Annotated in this window: 13 protein-coding genes; 9 read left to right on the top strand and 4 right to left on the bottom strand. The window is 43.4% G+C overall.

Annotated features, from left to right (window positions below; translation table 11 throughout):
* Nucleotides 1-35 precede the first annotated feature (35 nt).
* On the top strand, nt 36-1,796 hold the full coding sequence (locus tag PQG45_RS09745) for an acyl-CoA dehydrogenase (RefSeq protein ID WP_315577025.1): 1,761 nt from the start codon (nt 36-38) through the stop codon (nt 1,794-1,796).
* A 24-nt stretch (nt 1,797-1,820) separates the two neighbouring features.
* Nucleotides 1,821-3,764 carry a M1 family metallopeptidase gene (locus PQG45_RS09740; protein ID WP_315577026.1) on the top strand — a complete coding sequence of 648 codons (1,944 nt, stop codon included), beginning with the start codon at nt 1,821-1,823 and terminating at the stop codon, nt 3,762-3,764.
* 33 nt (nt 3,765-3,797) lie between these two features.
* Here the strand turns inward: PQG45_RS09740 and PQG45_RS09735 are convergent, their stop codons facing one another.
* The 4 genes from PQG45_RS09735 to hemA all read right to left on the bottom strand — a co-directional run bounded on the left by PQG45_RS09735 (nt 3,798) and on the right by hemA (nt 7,716).
* Entirely contained in the window at nt 3,798-4,658 is an 861-nt protein-coding gene (locus PQG45_RS09735) for a prephenate dehydrogenase (protein WP_315577027.1), read from the bottom strand.
* Nucleotides 4,648-5,823, bottom strand: a complete 1,176-nt coding sequence (locus PQG45_RS09730; protein WP_315577028.1) for a pyridoxal phosphate-dependent aminotransferase — start codon at nt 5,821-5,823, stop codon at nt 4,648-4,650. The genes PQG45_RS09735 and PQG45_RS09730 overlap by 11 nt, the downstream gene beginning before the upstream one ends.
* A gap of 156 nt (nt 5,824-5,979) precedes the next feature.
* On the bottom strand, nt 5,980-6,441 hold the full coding sequence (locus PQG45_RS09725) for a regulatory protein RecX (protein WP_315577029.1): 462 nt from the start codon (nt 6,439-6,441) through the stop codon (nt 5,980-5,982).
* Nucleotides 6,442-6,444: 3 nt separating this feature from the next.
* A complete protein-coding gene (hemA, locus tag PQG45_RS09720; RefSeq protein ID WP_315577030.1) occupies nt 6,445-7,716 on the bottom strand; it encodes a glutamyl-tRNA reductase in 1,272 nt (423 codons plus the stop codon).
* Nucleotides 7,717-7,822: 106 nt separating this feature from the next.
* On the opposite strand from hemA, the gene PQG45_RS09715 reads away from it, so the two are divergent.
* From PQG45_RS09715 to PQG45_RS09685, 7 genes are read left to right on the top strand one after another with little or no spacing between them, the layout of a single operon-like run.
* Nucleotides 7,823-8,647: an SDR family oxidoreductase gene (locus tag PQG45_RS09715; RefSeq protein WP_315577031.1), complete on the top strand. Its 825-nt coding sequence runs from the start codon at nt 7,823-7,825 to the stop codon at nt 8,645-8,647.
* Nucleotides 8,647-9,594, top strand: coding sequence for a YheT family hydrolase (locus PQG45_RS09710; protein ID WP_315577032.1), 948 nt, complete (start codon nt 8,647-8,649; stop codon nt 9,592-9,594). Before PQG45_RS09715 ends, PQG45_RS09710 begins: the two co-directional genes overlap by 1 nt.
* 12 nt (nt 9,595-9,606) lie before the next feature.
* Complete coding sequence (gene serA / locus PQG45_RS09705; RefSeq protein WP_315577033.1) at nt 9,607-11,517, top strand: phosphoglycerate dehydrogenase; 1,911 nt, start codon at nt 9,607-9,609, stop codon at nt 11,515-11,517.
* Between the two features lies 1 nt (nt 11,518).
* Complete coding sequence (locus PQG45_RS09700) at nt 11,519-12,595, top strand: aminotransferase class V-fold PLP-dependent enzyme (RefSeq protein ID WP_315577034.1); 1,077 nt, start codon at nt 11,519-11,521, stop codon at nt 12,593-12,595.
* An 18-nt stretch (nt 12,596-12,613) separates the two neighbouring features.
* Complete coding sequence (locus PQG45_RS09695; RefSeq protein ID WP_315577035.1) at nt 12,614-13,609, top strand: Gfo/Idh/MocA family protein; 996 nt, start codon at nt 12,614-12,616, stop codon at nt 13,607-13,609.
* Nucleotides 13,602-14,243, top strand: coding sequence for a GDSL-type esterase/lipase family protein (locus PQG45_RS09690; protein WP_315577036.1), 642 nt, complete (start codon nt 13,602-13,604; stop codon nt 14,241-14,243). The genes PQG45_RS09695 and PQG45_RS09690 overlap by 8 nt, the downstream gene beginning before the upstream one ends.
* The gene (locus tag PQG45_RS09685) at nt 14,244-14,945 is read left to right on the top strand and encodes an NUDIX hydrolase (protein WP_315577037.1); all 702 of its coding nucleotides are present in this window, start codon (nt 14,244-14,246) and stop codon (nt 14,943-14,945) included. It begins immediately after the preceding gene.
* Nucleotides 14,946-15,192 lie beyond the last annotated feature (247 nt).

The following is a 15,192-nucleotide window of genomic DNA, read 5'->3' as shown; positions in this document are numbered from 1 at the left end:
CTCTGCAAATTTGCTTCCATCTAAACTGAAAAATTATGCCGAGAGAATATGACCGTCGCAACCTCGACTTCATTCTGAAAGAGGTTTTCAATTATGGTGCTTTGTGCCAATATCCCCGTTATGCTGATTATGCTCCAGACATGTTTGACATGGTCTTGGATTCTGCCGAACAAATTGCTGAGCGCCATTTGCGTCCGCATTTTGTGGATGCCGATCGCAAACAGGCAGAATTAGTCAATGGTACTGTGCAGGTCCATCATTCCGTGGAAGCTTATGTCAAGGAAATGGGTGATTCGGGGATGATTGGTGCTACGTTTTCCTATGAAAAAGGAGGCCAGCAATTGCCTTCGATTGTAGGCGGTGCGCATGAATTTATTCGGGGAGCGGCCAATAATTCCATCGTGATGTTTACGGGATTAAGTAACGGAGCAGCACACCTTATCGCGAGTTTTGGATCCGAAGAATTGAAGCAAGCGTTTGTCCCTAACATGCTTGCAGGAAAGTGGACAGGCACCATGTGTTTGACCGAACCGCAAGCGGGTAGCTCGTTGAATGATGTAAGTACGACTGCAAAGGATTTGGGCAATGGGACTTATTCGATTAAGGGGCAGAAAGTATTTATCTCCGGTGGCGATAATCACTTCTCGGAAAATATTATTCACTTGGTTTTAGCCCGTTTGGAAGGTGCACCTAAAGGAACGAAGGGTATTTCACTTTTTGTGGTCCCTAAGCGCCGACAAGAAAATGGGCAATGGGTTTCGAACGAAGTTACCTCGATGGGACTTTACCATAAAATGGGTCAAAAAGCGACACCGGCCTTACACCTTTCCTTTGGGGACAAAGGGGATTCCATTGGCTATTTGGTCGGGGAGCCCAACAAAGGCTTAATGTACATGTTCCAAATGATGAATGAAGCCCGCCTGGGTGTGGGCATGGGTGGCGCTTACATCGCTTCGGCGGCTTATCATTTCTCAAAACAATATGCGTCTGAGCGGAGCCAAGGTCGAAAATTGACCAACAAAGATCCAGAGACGCCACCGACACTCATTCAAAATCACCCGGATGTACAACGCATGTTGTATTACCAAAAGTCGATCATGGAAGGCGCCATGGGCTTATTATTCCAATGTTTTCTTTGGGAAGATTTATCCAAATGCCTTACGGGGGATGAGCAAAAAGAAGCGCAGATGCTTCTGGATTTAATGACCCCGGTGGCAAAAACCTATCCGGCAGAACAAGGAACTTTAGCTGTCAATCAGGGACTTCAAGTGCTAGGAGGATACGGGTATACTGAAGATTTTCCTTTGGAACAAATGGCGCGCGATGTACGGATTATGTCCATCTATGAGGGCACAACGGGTATTCACGGATTAACTTTATTGGGTCGTGGTATTCCAAGTGAACAAGGAAAAGCGGTTCAGGCTTTGGTCAAATTGATTCAAGCAGATATCGCGCAAGGGATGACGCATGAAACAACGAAACCCTATGCGGAGATGTTGGCCAATGAATTAGCCAGCCTCAATAAGGTAACAATGCATAAATTGAGTAAGGCCAGCCAGCCAGATGTTTTCTTGGCTGATTCGACACTTTACATGGAATTATTTGGTTTGGTTGTCGTGGCATGGCAATGGTTGAAGCAAGGGAATGTCGCCGTCCGCAATCTTGAATCCTCTGAAAAATCATTTTATCAAGACAAGATCCATACGATGAAGTTTTTCTATCATTATGAGGTGCCGAAAGCCTTGGGATTGACAAAACGTTTGCTTGATGACGAGATTTTAACCATTTTTGAATAATGTATTATCTATAACTTCATCCTAATGTTTAAAAAACTAATTACCTTAAGTTTATTGCTTTGTTCTGGACAAGTCTTTGCACAGTACAATGCATACGAATTATTTCACCCATTGTGGAATTATGGCCCTGTTTCTCCGGCGCGTTCGGCAGCAGGTGTTCCGGGTCCAAATTATTGGCAAAATGTAGCAGATTATAAAATTTCGGCTTCTTTGGACGATACCAATCGCAAGATTTCAGGGGATGTAGAAATTACCTACAAGAATTATTCGCCTGATAAATTGCCTTTCCTTTGGTTACAATTAGACCAAAATTCGTTCAATACACAATCACGTGGGGGTAAAACGACGCCTGTTTTGGGTGGTCGTTTTGGAAACGTAGCCTTTGATGGTGGGTATAAAATCGAAAGTGTTTCGGTAGACGGGAAACCAGCAAATTTCATTATCGAAGATACACGGATGCAGATTCGCCTAGCATCTCCGCTTGCAGAGAAAGCAGGTATCGCGAAAATCAAAATCGTTTATTCGTTCACTTCACCTAAAAACGGTTCCGACCGCATGGGTATCCAAGAAACGAAGAACGGCGACATCTACACGGTGGCACAATGGTTTCCACGTATGTGTGTCTATGATGATATCGAAGGATGGAATGTCTTACCTTATTTAGGTGCAGGTGAGTTTTATCTAGAGTATGGCAATTTCGAATATTCCATCAATGTACCTGCTACACACATCGTGGTTGGTTCTGGTGAATTGTTGAATCCTGCAGATGTCTACACTGCTGAGCAAATGAAGCGTTGGGCTGCTGCTAAGGCATCCGAAAAAACGGTGATTATCCGTTCTGCAGCTGAAGTAACTGATGCATCTTCGCGTCCAGCCAAAGATCGTTTGACATGGAAATTTGCATGTAAAAATGCGCGTGACGTTGCTTTCGCTACGTCAAAAGCATTCATTCAAGATGCGGCGATGATCAATTTGCCAAGTGGTAAAAAAGCAACAGCTGTATCAGTTTACCCGATTGAATCGGATGGTGAAAAGGCGTGGGCGCGTTCAACGGAATATGTGAAAGCATCGATTGAACATTATTCGAATTGGCTATATGAATATACCTATCCTGTAGCTACGAATGTCGCTGGCATCGTTTCGGGTATGGAATATCCAGGGATTATTTTCTGTGGCTACCGCGATCAAACCGCTTCTTTATGGGGTGTGACGGATCACGAATTTGGCCATAACTGGTTCCCAATGATCATTGGAAATAACGAACGTAAATTTGCTTGGATGGATGAGGGTTTCAATACATTCATCAACTTCTATTCGACAGATGCGTTCAACAAAGGAGAATACAAGAATCAAAAATTTGATTTGCATCAAATCGCACCTCGCATGTTCCGTGCGGAGGCAGATCCAATCATGTCCATCCCGGATGTCATTCAAGCGCGCAACTTAGGTTGGGAAGCTTATAACAAACCGGGTTTTGGCTTACGCATCTTGCGTGAAAACATTTTAGGCGCAGATCGTTTTGATTATGCATTCAAACAATACATTAAAAACTGGGCGTTTAAACATCCTACGCCACGTGATTTCTTCCGTTCGATGGAAGATGGTGCAGGAGAGGACTTAGGTTGGTTCTGGAGAGCCTGGTTCTATGAATTGTGGAAATTGGATCAATCAGTAAAAGATGTTGATTACATCGAACAAGATCCTGCAAAAGGCGCTTTAATCACGATTGAAAATGTAGACAAGATGGCCATGCCGGCGATTGTCGAGGTAGAACTTGTTGGCGGTTCCAAAGAACGTTTTACATTCCCTGTGGAAATCTGGCAACGTGGCGGTTCTTGGACATTCAAAACTGCTACCAACCTACCAATCAAATCGGTAACTATCGATCCTGACCATGTCTTCCCTGACATCAACGGAAAAAATAATACATGGAAGCCGGTTGCTTACAAGGCTCCGAAAGGTAACTAAACAAAATGCCCCGATGTGAGTCGGGGCTTTTTGTTAATGTTTATTCAGGATCCGACCAATATCGTTGGCTTTCCCTAATTCCTCTTTCAGTTTATCGTAACTACCTGACAACATCAGGCCCTTGTATTTCAACAAGGTGTTGATGTATTCATCCAAAACATCCATCAAATTATCTTGGTTTTGATGGAAGATCTGCGACCACGTTTCCGGGGACGATTTGGCCAAACGTACCGTTGATTCAAAACCCGTGGAAGCTAATTCGAAGATGCGTTCCTCATTCTTTTCTTTTTCCAAAACGGTATTTGCCAAGGCAAAAGAACAGATATGGGAAATATGGGAAATGTAGGCGGTGTGTACGTCATGGTCAATTGATTCCATGTAAATTAAATTCATTCCCAAACCATCGCGATATAAACTTTCAATCGTTGCAACGGCCTCAGGTGAACTCAATTCCTTATCACAGATAACGCCTCGCTTTCCTTGAAACAAACCTTCTACTGCGGCTTCCGGTCCGGAAAATTCGGTACCTGCCATCGGGTGCGTTGATACAAATTGCGCGCGTTTGGGGTGATTTTTTAGGGCCTCGTATACCGGCGTTTTGGTGGAACCCACTTCGATGACGATTTGACCAGGTTTTAATTGGTCTAATACATTCGGAATGATCTGTACCAAAATGTCTACCGGCGTTGCACAAACAAACACATCGACCCGTTCCATGGCTTCTTCAAGCGTTAATATTTCATCCACCAAGCGTAAGGATAGTGCTTTCTTGGCGTGCTCGGGATTTGCGTCAATTCCAATTAATTCAGTTGCCCAACTCGATGTGCGTAAGGCTTTTGCAATGGACCCACCAATTAACCCAATACCAATAATTCCTACTTTCTTAGATTCCATTGTTGTGATTTTTGATGCGATCGATCGCTGTTTGAAATACCTCTTCTTTTGCACACAGTGAAATTCGCACATACCCATTTCCCTGTGATCCAAAAATTCCACCTGGAGTAATGAATACCGCATTCTCGTCTAAGATTTTGTCGGAGAGTGCATAGCCCGACTCGAAATTTGCCGGTATCCTCGCCCAAACAAACATCCCTGTTTGCGCGGGGTCATATACACAACTCAATAAATCCATCAATTCAAATACCTTTTTCTGGCGGGATTTGTAGATTTCATTCTGCCGAGCAAACCAAGTTGAATCGGCCGATAATGCTTTCGCCGCTGCTTCTTGTAAGGGTAAAAACATGCCCGAATCCATGTTGGACTTGAATTTCAAAACCGGTGCTAATAATTCCGCCCGACCGAATGCCGCACCGATGCGCCAACCGGCCATGTTATGGGATTTGGAAAGGGAGTTTAATTCGATTGCGACATCTTTCATGCCAGGTACGGCCAACAAGCTTATTGGATTTTCATTGAGGATAAAACTGTACGGATTATCATTCACCAATAGAATCGAGTGGCGAATTGCAAAGTCGCGCAGTTTGGTAAAAAATGCTAGGTCTGCTTTGGCACCTGTAGGCATATGCGGGTAATTCACCCACATAATTTTCACTTTTGATAAATCTTGTTTGTCCAGTGCATCTAAATCGGGTAACCAGCCATTCGCTTCGGTTAACTCATACGCATGAACCGTTGCACCTGCAAGTGAACAAGCCGCTTGATAGGTGGGGTAACCCGGATTGGGAATTAGTGTCACATCGCCCGCTTCCAAATAAGCCATGGCAATGTGCATGATGCCTTCTTTGGAACCAATCAAGGGTAAAATTTCATTTGTTGGGTCTACCGTCACCGCATAGTGCTTGGCATAAAATGCAGCAAAAGCCTCACGTAAGGCAGGTATTCCTTGATACCCTTGGTAGGCGTGGTTCGCAGGGTTTGCTGCAGATGAAGTCAAGGCTTCGATCGTTTCTTGAGAAGGAGCGAGGTCTGGACTACCTATACCTAGGTTGATGACAGGAATGCCGGCCGCGCGCAAGGCAGCGATTTGCTTGAGTTTCGTGGAGAAATAATATTCTTCAACGGACTTTAAACGCGAAGCGGGTGAAATAGAAAAGCTCATAAAATAAAAATGCCGACTCACAGGCCGGCGAAAATAAGTTAACATCAAAAACCTATCAAACCGGTTACGCGCAGACGTAATATCCTGCGTAATAATAACCTGCGTAATAGGTAGTCGATTTGAAATCCATGTCTCAAAGGTATGAAAAAAATGATTTTATGCAAATCCTCTAGGGAAAAGTCCCTTTAATACTTGGGAAACAAGTCCAGGTTCGAATCCTTTGGATAATCCGGTTCGGTAACACTTTTGGTACTTTTCTGCCGAAGTTCCCGATTTCAAGGATTCTGCTTTTTTGGTTAACAGGTTTTTCAATGCCTCTGAATAGTCTTCCTCCGCGATTTCTTTCCAATGTGCCTGTATCTCCGAAGCAGATATGCCTTTTTTACGTAATTCAAATTGGATTTTGCCACGCCCCCATTTCTTTTGGTTGAATTTGGAACGAATGAATAGTCCCACGAACCGACTTTCATTCAGGTAATTGTTCTCCTGCAGCCATTGGATATAAATCGCTTGTTCGGCCAAAGGATCTAATTCGTGAATTTTCTGTTTGATTTCTGAGATGCAGCGTTCCTGATAGGCGCAATAGCGGGCCAATTTATTCAGTAATGCGCTGTCCATGGATTAGGATTCGTGCTCTTCGAATTGCTCGAGGTTGAATAAATCAGTTAACACATCCACCATCGCATCCGAATCCCCGCGCTTGCAGGCGGCTTTTAAATGTATGATGGGTTGTTTGATGATTTTTTGTACCAAAGAAGCCGTGATTTTTTCCAACTTCTCTACTTCCTCTGCACTTAGTCCTTTGAGGTGGCGATTGATTTCCTCCTTACGGATTTGTTCCAAGGCACCTTTAAGTTTATGGATCGTAGGGGAAACTTCCATTTCCTTCGACCAATCATTAAAGCTATCAATGCTTTCGGTAATGATATTTCTTACATCCGGAATAGATGCCATGCGTAAGGCCAAGGCCTCGTCCGCACGTTCTTTCAAGGAATCAATGTTATACAACAATACGCCTGAAACTTTTTCAACGCCTTCTTCAATGCTCCGTGGAACCGAAAGGTCAATGAAATACTTAAATGAAAGCAATTGCATCGCTTTCAATTTTTCCTGTGTGATGATAGGAGAATCCGTACGAACCGAAGAGATAATGATGTCTGCCGCTTCAACCTCTTTGCACATATCCTCAAACGGCGCTACTCGGAAATTTTTCCCCTGCGCAATGCGTTCTGCTTTTTCTAAGGTACGATTCATCACCGTCACTTCTGCAAAATCTTTGTCTTCGAAGTTTTTGCAAACGTCGATTCCAATTTCACCTAAGCCCAAAATAAGGACTTTCGGTGCTGCTAATGCTTGGGATAATTCCTCAGCTAAAGCAACGGTCGCATAAGATACAGATGCCGCTCCATCTCGGAACGAAGTTTCCTGCGCTACACGTTTGTTGGAATAGAAAATCGTATGCATTAAACGATGCAAATAGGGGCCTGCCATGTTATGGTCAGCTGCTAATTGATACGCTTTTTTAATCTGATTTGGGATTTGTAAATCACCTACCACCTTCGATTGTAAACCCGTAGCCACCTCAAACAAATGTTGGAGTGATTCATTGGTTTCATTCCTTTGGATGAAATAATTCACATAATCGGCCGTGTTTGTTAATCCTTTTTCGATCAACAAGGCTTTGATTAATTGTTCTGAAATATCTTCCTGGGTGGTGAAATAGAGTTCCGTCCGATTACAAGTGGAGACGATCAACAATTCTTGTAAGCCAAATAGGTCTTTGCACTTGAGTGTAAAAGCTTTGCTTTCGTCCTCATTGAGGGCCACCATCTCACGAATGGTGAGTGGCGCACTGCGGTGAGAAATACTGACTGACTTAAACGGTGTGATCATTAATGGTAGTGGACTAAACTAGTTTACAAAAGTACAACGCAAAAATTAAAATTTGACAAGTCTTTGTAATAAAATCGTAATTTAGATAAAGTTTAATTAGAACGACATGGACTTCAAAAACAAAACGGTTTTCATCACAGGTGCTTCGCGCGGAATTGGTTTAGCAATTGCCAAAAAACTTGCTTCCGAGGGCGCAAACGTTGTTATCGCAGCAAAGACTGCGGAGCCTCATCCCAAATTACAAGGTACTATTTTCTCCGCAGCAGCCGAAATCGAAGCATTAGGTGGGCGAGTGCTACCCTGTGTTGTCGACATTCGTGACGAAAATCAGGTTTTAGAGGCTGTCGATAAAGCAGTACAGACCTTCGGTGGGATTGATGTACTGATCAATAATGCCTCGGCTATCCAGTTGACGGGTACCCTCGAAACCGAGATGAAACGTTTTGATTTAATGCATGGGGTCAATGCCCGGGGTACTTATTTGGTTTCTCGTGCATGTCTTCCGCATTTATTGAAGTCGGAAAATCCACATGTCTTGACATTATCTCCGCCATTGAATTTTGAAGCGCGTTGGTTTAAGCACCATGTGGCGTATTCGATGGCCAAATTTGGTATGTCTTTAGTTACCTTAGGGATGTCCGCTGAGTTTGAAGGGAAAGTCGCCTTCAATTCTTTGTGGCCCCGGACCATTATTGCGACAGCGGCAATTGAATTCGCGATAGGTAGTGCAGAGATGTTTAAATTAGCTCGAAAACCCGATATTATGGCGGATGCCTGTTTTGAGATATTAAAACGTGATGCTAAGGTTTGTACCGGCAATTATTTTATCGACGATGCTGTGTTAGCTGAGGCAGGTATAACGGATTTTGCGCCCTATCAAGTAGATTCCACAGTAGATCCCAAATCTTTAATCCCCGATTTTTTTATTTAATGCAAGCTTATCGCGCGCCCTTTTGGCTACCGGACGGTCATAGTCAAAGCATTTATCCGGCTTTGTTTCGCAAGATACCATTAACGCATACCTATGCCGAGCGTTGGGAATTGCCGGATGGCGATTTTCTGGATGTGGATTTACACATGCGTGCTGAAAAACTTGCTGATAGACCTTTATTGATTGTTTCGCATGGGTTAGAGGGAAGCAGTCGGCGGCATTATGTCACCGGACTCATTCGTGCGATGCCGGAGTTCAATGCCTTGGCTTGGAATTACCGGAGTTGCTCGGGGGAACCCAATCGGAATTTGCGTTTTTACCACAGTGGGGCGACGGATGATTTGGACTTTGTGATCCAACAAGCCATTGCTCGAGGTGTGAAAGATATCTACTTGGCCGGCTTTAGTTTAGGCGGAAATTTAAGTTTAAAATGGTTAGGAGAAAATGGCAAAAAAGCATCGCAATTCGTTCGAAAAGCTGTAGCATTTTCTGTACCTTTGCATCTTTCCAGCAGTAGTCAGCAATTGACTCGCCGGGAAAACAGACTCTACACACATCGCTTCTTACAAACGCTATTAGAAAAAGTTACCGAAAAGTCGGCCAGATATCCTATGGATATTACGCCGACTATGTTAACCTCTATTCGCAGTTTGTATGAATTTGACAATGTGATAACGGGTCCCTTGCATGGATTTAAGGATGCGGAGGATTATTACGAGCGTAATAGTTCCTTGTATTTTTTAGCAGACATTCAGGTGCCAACCTTAATTGTGAACGCTAAGAATGATCCATTTTTATCGCAGGAATGCCTGCCTGAGCGAATTGATTCGGACTTTGTTCAAATCGAATTACCAGATTCAGGAGGGCATTGCGGGTTTTATCCGAGGAATTATCGGGGACAAACTTGGGCTGAGCAAAGAGCCGCTGCATGGTTTAACGGAAATTGAAAATTGAATAACATGTCGACCAAAGAGCTAGAACAATTAACCATCGTCATTGATTTTGACAGCACATTTACGAAAGTTGAGGGATTAGATGAGCTCGCGCGCATCGCCTTAGAAGGCAATCCGAAACAAGCGGAGATTGTTGGCAAAATTCGTGAAATCACCGATAAAGGCATGACGGGTGAATATTCGTTTGCTGATTCGCTTCGGGAGCGTGTGGCCTTGTTGCCTGCGAATCAATTGCATGTTGACCAATTGATAGCCTTTTTGAAAGGAAAAATATCCGAATCATTCAAGCGGAACAAAGCATTCATTCGTGAGCATGCCGATCGTATCTTGATTGTTTCGAGTGGATTTAAAGACTTTATTGTTCCCGTGGTTGCGGATATGGGTATCGCTGCTGAAAATGTGCATGCGAATACCTTTACCTATGACGGCGAAGGAAATATTACCGGTTACGATCACACGAATTTATTGTCTCAGGACAAGGGAAAGGTTCGCTTATTGCAGTCCTTGGCTTTGGAAGGGGAGGTATTTGTGATCGGTGACGGATATACGGATTATGAATTACGTGAAGCTGGATTAGCTAATAAGTTCTTTGCCTTTACGGAGAATGTATCGCGCAAAGCGGTGACAGATAAAGCTGATTTCGTCGTTCCATCGTTAGATGAGTTTTTATACATCAATGGATTGAGTCGTGCGCAGTCTTATCCGAAATCACGGATCAAAGTTTTATTATTAGAGAACGTTCACCCAGCAGCCGTTGCTCTATTTGCCAAAGAAGGTTTTCAAGTTGAATTGTTGAAGGGTGCCTTAGATGAGGACGAATTGATTGAAAAAATCAAGGATGTATCGATCATCGGTTTACGCTCGAAAACAAATTTGACAAAGAAAGTATTGGAACATCCGAATGCTGCTCGTTTGATGTGTGTGGGTGCTTTCTGTATCGGTACCAATCAAATCGATTTAGCGGAATGTGAGAATCGCGGGATTGCTGTTTTCAATGCGCCTTATTCCAATACGCGAAGTGTCGTGGAATTATCGATCGGTTTGATGGTCATGTTAACGCGTAATATTTTCGAAAAGTCGACCAAAATGCACGCAGGTGTTTGGGATAAATCGGCTACGAATTCATTCGAAATTCGGGGAAAGAAAATCGGTTTAGTTGGATATGGAAATATCGGTACACAAATCTCTGTGATTGCGGAGGCTTTAGGTATGGAAGTATATTTCTTTGACATCGTCGATAAACTAGCCTTAGGTAATGCGAAGAAGTGCAATAGCATGAAAGAGTTATTGTCAACTGTTGATTTCGTGAGTTTACATGTGGATGGTCGGAAATCGAATACCAACATTATCGGGAAACAAGAGTTTGCTTGGATGAAAGACAATGTAATTTTCTTAAATCTTTCCCGTGGACATGTGGTTGAAATCCCAGCTTTGGTTGATGCGATTAAATCCGGTAAAGTTTGGGGAACAGCAGTCGATGTATTCCCTTATGAGCCGAAAACGAATGATGAAGAATTTATCAATGAATTGCGTGGCTTGCCGAATGTGATTTTGACGCCGCATATTGGGGGGAGTACGGAGGAGGCGCAGGCCAACATCGGTGAGTTTGTTCCTTCGAAATTGTTGCAATTCATGAACAATGGTAGTACGTATGGTTCAGTGAATTTCCCTGAATTGCAATTGCCGCCTTTGGAAAATGCACACCGTTTATTGCATATTCACCACAATGTTCCGGGTATTTTGGCACAGATTAACAATGTGTTTGCGAAATACCATGTCAACATCATTGGACAATATTTGAAAACGACGGAGAAGACTGGTTATGTGATTACGGATGTGGCGAAGGAATACGCGGAGGATATCGTGAATGAATTGAAGTTGATCGACAATACGATCAAATTTAGAATGTTATATTAATATGAGCACTTTTTTTACCCCAGGTCCAGCAGCTTTATTTCCCACGGTGGAGGCACATTATGCGGAGGCTTTTCGCCAAAACATAGGTTCAATTTCCCATCGTTCGGCGGCATTTCGTAAGATTTACCAACATGCCGATGAGCAATTGCGTATCCTTTTTGGCTTGCCAAAAGAGACTGCAGTCTTGTTTACGGGCTCTGCAACGGAAATCTGGGAGCGTGCGATTATGAATACCGTGGAGCATGAAAGTTTTCATTTAGTGAATGGCTCATTCTCCAAGAAATTTTACGATTTCTCTAAAGAGTTACACAAGTTTGCGCATGCGATGCACAAACCTTTCGGTGAGGGATTCGATGCTTCGGAAGTAGAAGTGCCCGAATACGCGGAATTAATCTGTTGCACAGCGAACGAAACAAGTTCGGGTGTTCAAATGAAGGCGGCTGAGATTCATAAAATCAAGAAGGCCAACAAAGATAAATTGATGATGGTCGATATGGTTTCTTCGGCACCGTATACCAACTTGGATTTCAACTTAGTTGATTCAGCCATGTTCTCTGTTCAGAAGGCATTTGGTATGCCGGCTGGATTAGGCGTTTGGTTGGCCAATGAAAAGATGCTTGAGAAGTCGGAGCGCATGAAACTGCATGAAGGCATCGTAGGAACTTATCATTCATTGCCAAGTCTTTGGGAAAATTACAAGAAGTTCGAAACGCCTGAAACGCCGAACGTGATGGGGATTTATGTGTTGGGGAAAGTCGCAGAAGATTTCAATAAAATTGGGGTCGATGTGATGCGCAAAGAAACAGATCGCAAGGCGAAGGCATTATACGATTTTGCCGACAAATCTGCGAATTTTGAGATTTTTGTGGAGAATCCGAATCATCGTTCTGCGACCGTTGTGGTCTTGAATTGCAAAGGATTGGCAGGAGATGTCATCAAGCAAGTGCAGGCGAAATCAGATATGATTTTAGGCTCGGGTTACGGCAAGATGAAGGAAACACAAATTCGAATTGCGAATTTTCCTGCTGTGAATGAGGAGCAAGTACAAGCATTAATTGCTACATTAGGATCTTTATAAGTACAATTGTCTAAACCTATGATTCAAACTGGAAAGCCCATTCGTTGGGGTATATTGGCGTGCGGCGGCATTGCAACAAAATTTGCAGATGACCTCGTACATGCAAAAAATGGATATTTATCGGCTGTCTCTTCGCGTGATTTAGGTCGTGCCAAGGCATTTGCGGCCAATTATGGAGCAGATGTGAAGGCCTATGGTTCTTACGAGGAGATGTTGGCGAGTGGCGAAATCGATGTCGTTTACATTGCATCTCCGCATGGTTTGCATTATGAACATACGATGCTTTGTTTGGAAGCAGGCGTCCATGTTTTGTGTGAGAAGGCATTTGCCATCAACAGCAAGCAGGTTAATGCGATGATCGCGAAAGCGCGTGAGAAAAAGCTCTTCTTGATGGAGGCTTTGTGGACCCGCTTCCATCCTTCCGTAGCCAAATTGCAAGAAATTATCGCTTCAGGACTTATCGGCGACATCAAACATGTTGTAGCAGATTTTGGCTTTAAGGCGGAATATGATGAGGAGGCACGTTGGTTTAATCCGCATTTAACAGGTGGGTCTTTGTTGGACATCGGAATTTATCCCTTATTCATTTCGAAACTATTATTAGGCCAGCCGCTGGAAATGAAAGCGACGGGTGTGATGGCACCTTCGGGTGTAGATATGAATTGTTCGATTGCGACGAAGTACGCGTCGGGTGCGACGGCGAGTTTGTTCTCTACTTTTGCGGCTCAAACAGATACGACTTGTACAGTCTATGGAACGTTAGGAAAGATTTACATGCATCCACGCTTTCATGAAACGAAGGGAATGACGCTAACCATTTATGATGGAGCGGAAACGGTATTTGAAACGGAACGCAAGGGTTGGGGATATAGTTACGAGGCGGATGCGGTGCAGGAAGATTTGTGGGCCGGTCTGACCGAAAATACTTGGATGACACATCAGTTCAGTCAGGAATTGATGGGATTATTAGATGAAATACGTGCTCAAATCGGTTTAACATATCCAAATGAATAAGATACTTATTGCTTTATTGCTTTTCGTAAGCACAAATTTGTTGGCGCAAAACCCTTTTGAAAAGGAGATTTTGGCCTATGAAAAACAAGATTCCCTTTCGATGCCGACCAAAGGCCAGGTATTGTTTTTGGGTAGCTCCAGTTTTCGTTTGTGGAAGACATTTGATGCCGACATGAAAGGGATGCCAGCTGCTTTCAACCGTGGTTTCGGTGGTTCAACCTTAGCGGATGCCTTGTATTATTTCGATCGAATGGTGGTGAAATACCAACCGAAGTGGGTGATTATGTATGAGGGGGATAATGATATTGCGCGTGGGAAGAGTCCTCAAGTCATTGCGGCCGAATATGATGAATTTGTGAGTCGATTAGCCAAGCAAGTACCGGGTGCTAAATTGGTTTTTGTGGCGGCAAGACCTAGTTTAGCTCGGACAGCCTTGGTCGATAAGCAAAGGGAATTAAATGCATTGATTAAGGCCAAAAGAGGTTATTTCATTGATATGCATAGCCCGTTTTATTTGGCTGATGGGACCTTGATGCAAGATATATTTGTTGCAGATAAGTTGCATTTAAATGAAAAGGGCTACGTGATTTTCGCGAAGCAGATTCAAGATTTTATGATTAAAAACATTAAGTAAATGGGTGTCGAAGCGCAATGGTTGCCGGGTATTTCAGTGGATTGTGTGATTTTCGGATTTCATGAGAACCAACTGAAAGTACTTTTGTTGAAATTCAAGAAGAGCCCTGTTTGGGCTTTGGCGGGAGGCTTTGTGGGGGTGGAAGAGGATGTGGATCAAGCAGCACAGCGGATCTTGGAGGAGCGAACGGGCTTAACGGATATCTATTTGGAGCAATTTTATACCTTCGGTGATTTGGCACGCAATTACCGGGCGACGGAGGAGCATCGGGATGTGAATGCTGCGATGGGTCGTTCGGATGAAGATGTTTCTTGGTTATCGAAGCGCTACATTACGATTGGCTACTATGCTTTGGTTGATTACTCAAAGGTGCAGGTCAATCCCAGTGGCTTGTCGGATGCTTCTGAATGGATGGATGTTAGTGCATTGCCGAAATTATTTCTAGATCATAATCGTATTGTGATTAAAGCCCTTGAATCTTTGCGTAGAAATTTGGATGAGAAATTGGTGGCTTTTGAATTGTTGGGTGATACCTTCACGATGTCAGAATTGCAAATGGTTTACGAAACGATCTTGGGTAAACGCTTGGTTCGGACGAATTTTCAGCGGAAGATATTGAGCTTGGAAATTTTGGAGCGCATCGAAAAGAAATATACAGGTGGGGCGCATAAAGCACCATACTTGTACCGCTTGAAAAAATAATCGCTTTAATCCCCCCTTTAGCTTTGGCAATCCTTTGAGGTTTGCCAAAGCTAAAGGGGAAAAGGGTTTTTTCCTATTCGGAAACAGAATACAATAAAAAAGGCCATCCGTCAGCTGACGGTAGACTGCCCCCAAAAAGTTAGACACTTATTGGGGGCATTTTTATGAACAAAAGAAACAAGTATGATTACAAGTTTAGGCTTCAATGTGTTGAAGCTGTAATCAAAGACAACTGCTCGATACGAGC

Origin of the sequence: Aquirufa regiilacus (assembly GCF_032470275.1) — a bacterium.
Classification (GTDB): Bacteria; Bacteroidota; Bacteroidia; order Cytophagales; family Spirosomataceae; genus Aquirufa; species Aquirufa regiilacus.
Note: the sequence above shows the minus strand (reverse complement) of the source record. Positions and strands in the feature narration are given on the sequence as shown.

Excerpts from the sequence above, each read along its gene's own strand:
- PQG45_RS09745 (WP_315577025.1), top strand. The coding sequence starts at position 36 with ATGCCGAGAGAATATGACCGTCGCAACCTCGACTTCATTCTGAAAGAG.
- PQG45_RS09740 (WP_315577026.1), top strand. The coding sequence starts at position 1,821 with ATGTTTAAAAAACTAATTACCTTAAGTTTATTGCTTTGTTCTGGACAA.
- PQG45_RS09735 (WP_315577027.1), bottom strand. The coding sequence starts at position 4,658 with ATGGAATCTAAGAAAGTAGGAATTATTGGTATTGGGTTAATTGGTGGG.
- PQG45_RS09730 (WP_315577028.1), bottom strand. The coding sequence starts at position 5,823 with ATGAGCTTTTCTATTTCACCCGCTTCGCGTTTAAAGTCCGTTGAAGAA.
- PQG45_RS09725 (WP_315577029.1), bottom strand. The coding sequence starts at position 6,441 with ATGGACAGCGCATTACTGAATAAATTGGCCCGCTATTGCGCCTATCAG.
- hemA (WP_315577030.1), bottom strand. The coding sequence starts at position 7,716 with ATGATCACACCGTTTAAGTCAGTCAGTATTTCTCACCGCAGTGCGCCA.
- PQG45_RS09715 (WP_315577031.1), top strand. The coding sequence starts at position 7,823 with ATGGACTTCAAAAACAAAACGGTTTTCATCACAGGTGCTTCGCGCGGA.
- PQG45_RS09710 (WP_315577032.1), top strand. The coding sequence starts at position 8,647 with ATGCAAGCTTATCGCGCGCCCTTTTGGCTACCGGACGGTCATAGTCAA.
- serA (WP_315577033.1), top strand. The coding sequence starts at position 9,607 with ATGTCGACCAAAGAGCTAGAACAATTAACCATCGTCATTGATTTTGAC.
- PQG45_RS09700 (WP_315577034.1), top strand. The coding sequence starts at position 11,519 with ATGAGCACTTTTTTTACCCCAGGTCCAGCAGCTTTATTTCCCACGGTG.
- PQG45_RS09695 (WP_315577035.1), top strand. The coding sequence starts at position 12,614 with ATGATTCAAACTGGAAAGCCCATTCGTTGGGGTATATTGGCGTGCGGC.
- PQG45_RS09690 (WP_315577036.1), top strand. The coding sequence starts at position 13,602 with ATGAATAAGATACTTATTGCTTTATTGCTTTTCGTAAGCACAAATTTG.
- PQG45_RS09685 (WP_315577037.1), top strand. The coding sequence starts at position 14,244 with ATGGGTGTCGAAGCGCAATGGTTGCCGGGTATTTCAGTGGATTGTGTG.